The 4,343-nt window shown below is 62.5% G+C and carries 6 protein-coding genes; 5 read left to right on the top strand and 1 reads right to left on the bottom strand.

What is annotated here, in order from left to right; translation table 11 throughout:
* Positions 1-320: 320 nt before the first annotated feature.
* From rluC to B3E94_RS14560, 3 genes are read left to right on the top strand one after another with little or no spacing between them, the layout of a single operon-like run.
* Positions 321-1,277: a 23S rRNA pseudouridine(955/2504/2580) synthase RluC gene (gene rluC, locus B3E94_RS14570; protein WP_176512228.1), complete on the top strand. Its 957-nt coding sequence runs from the start codon at positions 321-323 to the stop codon at positions 1,275-1,277.
* Positions 1,278-1,280: 3 nt separating this feature from the next.
* Positions 1,281-1,940 carry an HAD family hydrolase gene (locus B3E94_RS14565; RefSeq protein WP_176512229.1) on the top strand — a complete coding sequence of 220 codons (660 nt, stop codon included), beginning with the start codon at positions 1,281-1,283 and terminating at the stop codon, positions 1,938-1,940.
* Between the two features lie 23 nt (positions 1,941-1,963).
* A complete protein-coding gene (locus tag B3E94_RS14560) occupies positions 1,964-2,953 on the top strand; it encodes a S49 family peptidase (protein WP_176512230.1) in 990 nt (329 codons plus the stop codon).
* An 85-nt stretch (positions 2,954-3,038) separates the two neighbouring features.
* Here B3E94_RS14560 and B3E94_RS14555 read toward each other — a convergent pair whose 3' ends face one another.
* On the bottom strand, positions 3,039-3,617 hold the full coding sequence (locus tag B3E94_RS14555; protein WP_286914046.1) for a Maf family protein: 579 nt from the start codon (positions 3,615-3,617) through the stop codon (positions 3,039-3,041).
* Between the two features lie 96 nt (positions 3,618-3,713).
* On the opposite strand from B3E94_RS14555, the gene B3E94_RS14550 reads away from it, so the two are divergent.
* Positions 3,714-4,241: a YceD family protein gene (locus B3E94_RS14550; protein WP_176512232.1), complete on the top strand. Its 528-nt coding sequence runs from the start codon at positions 3,714-3,716 to the stop codon at positions 4,239-4,241.
* 13 nt (positions 4,242-4,254) lie between these two features.
* On the top strand, positions 4,255-4,343 hold an 89-nt coding region (rpmF, locus tag B3E94_RS14545; protein WP_286914048.1), incomplete at its 3' end, for a 50S ribosomal protein L32.

Raw genomic sequence — 4,343 nt, 5'->3', positions numbered from 1 at the left:
AGGTATTTCCGAAGCATTCGCCGGGCGTTGCGTGGAAGCGACGGGCGGGCAGAGGTGCAGCGAAAAGAATCGGGTAAGCAGGTGAAATACCGCGCTTGTCGTTTTTTTTCGGTCTTCTCTACACGGCGCTGGTGGCGATTCCAGGCAATTCGGTAAACTGGCGAAAACCCCGTAGGACGGCCTCGCGTCCTGCAGAATTGCGTTGGTCAGGGACCGGCTAAGGGCCTGGTGCCGCTGGCCTGCCGCTTTTGGCGGCGTTCGCGACTATAGCAGTAATGATTAAGTGCTTCAATTCCATAAAAAATTGTTATGATCCCGCAATGACGACCAATACCCCTCCGACTTCCGGCGTAAAGCTGATCGAAGTCGCGCCGGAGCTTGCCGGCCAACGTATCGACAATTTCCTCATCACGGCGCTCAAGGGCGTGCCCAAGACGCTGGTGTACCGCATCCTGCGCAAGGGCGAGGTGCGGGTCAACAAGGGCCGCGTCAAACCTGAGTACAAGCTGCAGGCCGGCGACGTCGTGCGCGTACCGCCGGTCCGTTTGCCCGAGCGTGACGAGCCGGCGCCGGTCGCCCAGGGGCTGCTGCAGCGCCTGGAAGCGGCCATCGTCTACGAAGACAAGGCGCTGATCGTGATGAACAAGCCTGCCGGCATCGCCGTGCATGGCGGCAGCGGCCTGAGCTTCGGCGTGATCGAGGCGCTGCGCCAGCTGCGCCCGGACGCCAAGGAGCTGGAGCTGGTGCACCGCCTGGACCGCGATACCTCGGGCCTGCTGATGATCGCCAAGAAGCGCAGCATGCTGCGCCACCTGCATGCTGCCCTGCGCGGCGATGGTGTCGACAAGCGCTACATGGCGCTGGTGCGCGGCCATTGGCCGACCTCCAAGAAGCAGGTCAATGCGCCGTTGCTCAAGAGCAACCTGCGCTCGGGCGAGCGCATGGTCGAGGTGAACGAGGAGGGCAAGGAGGCCTTGACCCTGTTCCGCGTGCTGCGCCGCTTCGGCGAGTTCGCCACCATCGTCGAGGCGCGGCCGATCACCGGGCGTACCCACCAGATTCGCGTACATACCCTGCACGCCGGGCACATGATTGCCGGTGACAGCAAGTACGGTGACGAAGACTTCAGCCGAGAAATTCGCGACCTGGGCGGCAAGCGCCTGTTCCTGCATGCCTACGCCCTGACCGTGCCGCTGCCCGATGGCGGTGAGCTCAAGCTGGAGGCGCCGGTGGATGAGGTCTGGGCGAAAACCGTGGAGCGCCTGAGTGCGTCGTGATCTATGAGCAAGGCGTATGAGCTGCTGATCTTCGATTGGGACGGCACCCTGGCCGATTCCATCGGCCGCATCGTCGAATCGATGAATGCGGCCGCCGACCGCGCCGGTGAGGCGCAAAGTGACGAGCAGGCGGTCAAGGGCATCATCGGGCTGGCGCTGGACGAGGCCATTTCGACGCTGTATCCGCACCTTGAGCCTGTGCAGGTGCAACGTTTTCGCCAGCACTACGCCGACATCTACATGGCGCTCGACCAGCAGCCTTCGCCGCTGTTCGAAGGTGTGGTCGAATCGCTGGATGCCTTCCGGGCCGAAGGCTATCGTCTGGCGGTGGCGACCGGCAAGGCGCGCCGTGGCCTGGATCGGGTGCTCAAGGCCAATGGCTGGGAGCAGTTCTTCGACATCACCCGCGCCGCCGACGAAACCCGCGGCAAGCCGCACCCCTTGATGCTCGAGGAGATTCTCGGCCATTGCGGTGTCGAAGCCGGGCGTGCGTTGATGGTCGGTGATTCGGCGTTCGACCTGCAGATGGCCAGCAATGCCGGCATGCACTCGGTGGCCGTGGGCTACGGCGCCATGCCGCTGCAGGCGCTGGCCGAATTCGGCCCGCAAGTGTGCATCGATCATTTCTCCCAGCTGCGCGAGTGGCTGGCAGGTAGCAGGTAATTCCAATTCCAAGGTAGGTGAGCATGGCTGACGAGTGGAAAGCACCAGAATCCGAGCCTGACGAGCGCGAAGAGCGCAAAAGCTGGCAGTTGTTGGAGAAGACGCTTCTGGCGGGTGTCCAGGAGCAGCGCCGAGCGCGGCGTTGGGGGATCTTCTTCAAGCTGCTGACCTTCGTTTACCTGTTCGGCCTGCTTGCGCTGTTCTTGCCGTTCATGGATATGGACAAGGCCGCGTCGCGCAGCGGCAGCCATACGGCATTGGTGGAAGTGCGCGGGGTGATCGCCGACCAGGAGGCCGCCAGTGCCGACAACCTGGTCAAGAGCCTGCGCGAGGCCTTCAAGGATCCCAAGACCAAAGCGGTGATCATGCGCATCAACAGCCCGGGTGGCAGCCCGGTGCAGGCCGGTTACGTGTATGACGAGATCCGCCGCCTGCGCGCTGAATACCCGGATACCAAGTTGTATGCGGTGATCACCGACCTGGGGGCTTCCGGTGCTTACTACATCGCCAGCGCAGCCGATGAGATCTATGCCGACAAGGCCAGCCTGGTTGGCTCCATTGGCGTGACGGCGGCCGGTTATGGCTTTGTGGGCTCGATGGAGAAGCTGGGTGTCGAGCGGCGTACCTACACCGCAGGCGAGCACAAGGCCTTCCTCGACCCGTTCTCGCCGGAGAAGCCCGAGGAGCGGGCGTTCTGGCAGGGCGTGCTGAATACCACGCACCAGCAGTTCATTGCCATGGTCAAGCAAGGCCGCGGTGATCGCCTGAAAGACAAGGAGCATCCGGAGCTGTTCAGTGGCCTGGTGTGGTCGGGCGAGCAGGCCAAGGCGCTTGGCCTAGTGGACGGCTTGGGCAGTGCCAGCTATGTGGCGCGTGAGATCGTTGGCGAGAAAGAGCTGGTGGACTTCACTGTCCAGGAATCGCCGTTCGACCGCTTCTCCAAGCGCATCGGCGCCAGCGTGGCTGAGCGCCTGGCCATGTGGATGGGCTTCCAGGGGCCTGTTCTGCGCTGATCAGTTCCGGCCTCATCGCCGGCAAGCCGGCTCCCACAACGAGCTGTGGGAGCCGGCTTGCCGGCGATGAGGGCGACGCATTCCCTCAGGGGATCACCACCCCTTCGTTGCTCAGCATATCCACCAGCCGAATCAGCGGCAGCCCGATCAGGCTGGTCGCATCGCACCCGTGGGTGCTCTGGAACAGGCTCACCCCCAATCCCTCCGCCTTGAAGCTGCCCGCGCAATCCAGCGGCTGCTCCGCCGTCACGTAGCGCTCCACGCGCGCCCGGTCCAATTCCCGCATGGTCACGGTGAATGGCACGCAATCGATCTGGCAATGCCCCGTGGCGGTGTTCAGCAGCGCAACGCCGGTAAGGAAGGTCACCTGTTGCCCGCTCGCCTCCAGAAGTTGCTCGCAGGCGCGCTCGAAGGTGTGTGGCTTGCCGAGGATCTGTTCGCCCAGCACGGCAACCTGGTCGGAGCCGATGATCAAGTGCCCAGGGTGGCTGGCGGCAAGTGCTTCGGCTTTCTGCCTGGCCAGGCGCTGCACCAGCGCCGCGGCGGGTTCGTCATCCAGGCGCCGCTCGTCTAGATCGGGGCTTGCCCAGGTGAAGGGCAGGCGTAGGCGCGCAAGCAGTTCGCGGCGATAGGCAGAGCTGGAAGCCAGCAACAGAGGCAGCATGGTAGACTCCTGGTCAGTTGTCCCCGATTCTAACATGCGAGATGCCGCCGAATTTCCTTTGACAGGGGCGGGGGGCATCCCTAGAATGCTGCGCCTATGTTGAATGACCCGATTCCACCTCACGTTGACCCGCGCAAATTAGCCGATCGTGGCGTAACCCTTAACGGTTCGCTGCAACTCGCTGATTTGGAAAGACTCTGCGACCCGCTTTCCGACAATGTCGGTACGGTGCAGGCGAAGTTCGATTTTGAACGAGATGAACAGCACGTGGTGGTTATCCACAGCGAGCTGGACGTCGAAGTCAAAATGGTTTGCCAGCGTTGTCTTGAGCTGGTCACCCTGCCGATCCATAGCGAATGTACATACGCTGTGGTGAAGGAGGGTGCGAATACCCAGTCGTTGCCGAAAGGCTATGACGTGCTGGAACTGGGCGAAGATCCTTTGGATCTGCAGGCCTTGATCGAGGAGGAGCTTCTGCTCGCCTTGCCCATCGTGCCTGCTCATCATCCGGAAGAATGCCAGCAGCCGGCGGGCGCAGACGAGCCCGACTCGAGCAAGGACGAGGTATCGCGGTCCAACCCGTTCAGTGTTTTGGCGCAGTTAAAGCGTGACCCAAACGTTTAGGAGTTAATCAATTATGGCTGTTCAGCAGAACAAAAAATCCCGCTCTGCCCGTGACATGCGCCGTTCGCACGACGCTCTGTCGGAAAACGCGCTGTCGGTAGA

This window comes from Pseudomonas sp. UBA6315, from assembly GCF_002438125.1.
Classification (GTDB): Bacteria; Pseudomonadota; Gammaproteobacteria; order Pseudomonadales; family Pseudomonadaceae; genus Aquipseudomonas; species Aquipseudomonas faucium.
The sequence above is the reverse complement of the archived record's forward strand: the minus strand, read 5'-3'. Positions and strand labels throughout refer to the sequence as shown.

Excerpts from the sequence above, each read along its gene's own strand:
- B3E94_RS14555 (WP_286914046.1), bottom strand. The coding sequence starts at position 3,617 with ATGCTGCCTCTGTTGCTGGCTTCCAGCTCTGCCTATCGCCGCGAACTG.
- rluC (WP_176512228.1), top strand. The coding sequence starts at position 321 with ATGACGACCAATACCCCTCCGACTTCCGGCGTAAAGCTGATCGAAGTC.
- B3E94_RS14560 (WP_176512230.1), top strand. The coding sequence starts at position 1,964 with ATGGCTGACGAGTGGAAAGCACCAGAATCCGAGCCTGACGAGCGCGAA.
- B3E94_RS14565 (WP_176512229.1), top strand. The coding sequence starts at position 1,281 with ATGAGCAAGGCGTATGAGCTGCTGATCTTCGATTGGGACGGCACCCTG.
- B3E94_RS14550 (WP_176512232.1), top strand. The coding sequence starts at position 3,714 with ATGTTGAATGACCCGATTCCACCTCACGTTGACCCGCGCAAATTAGCC.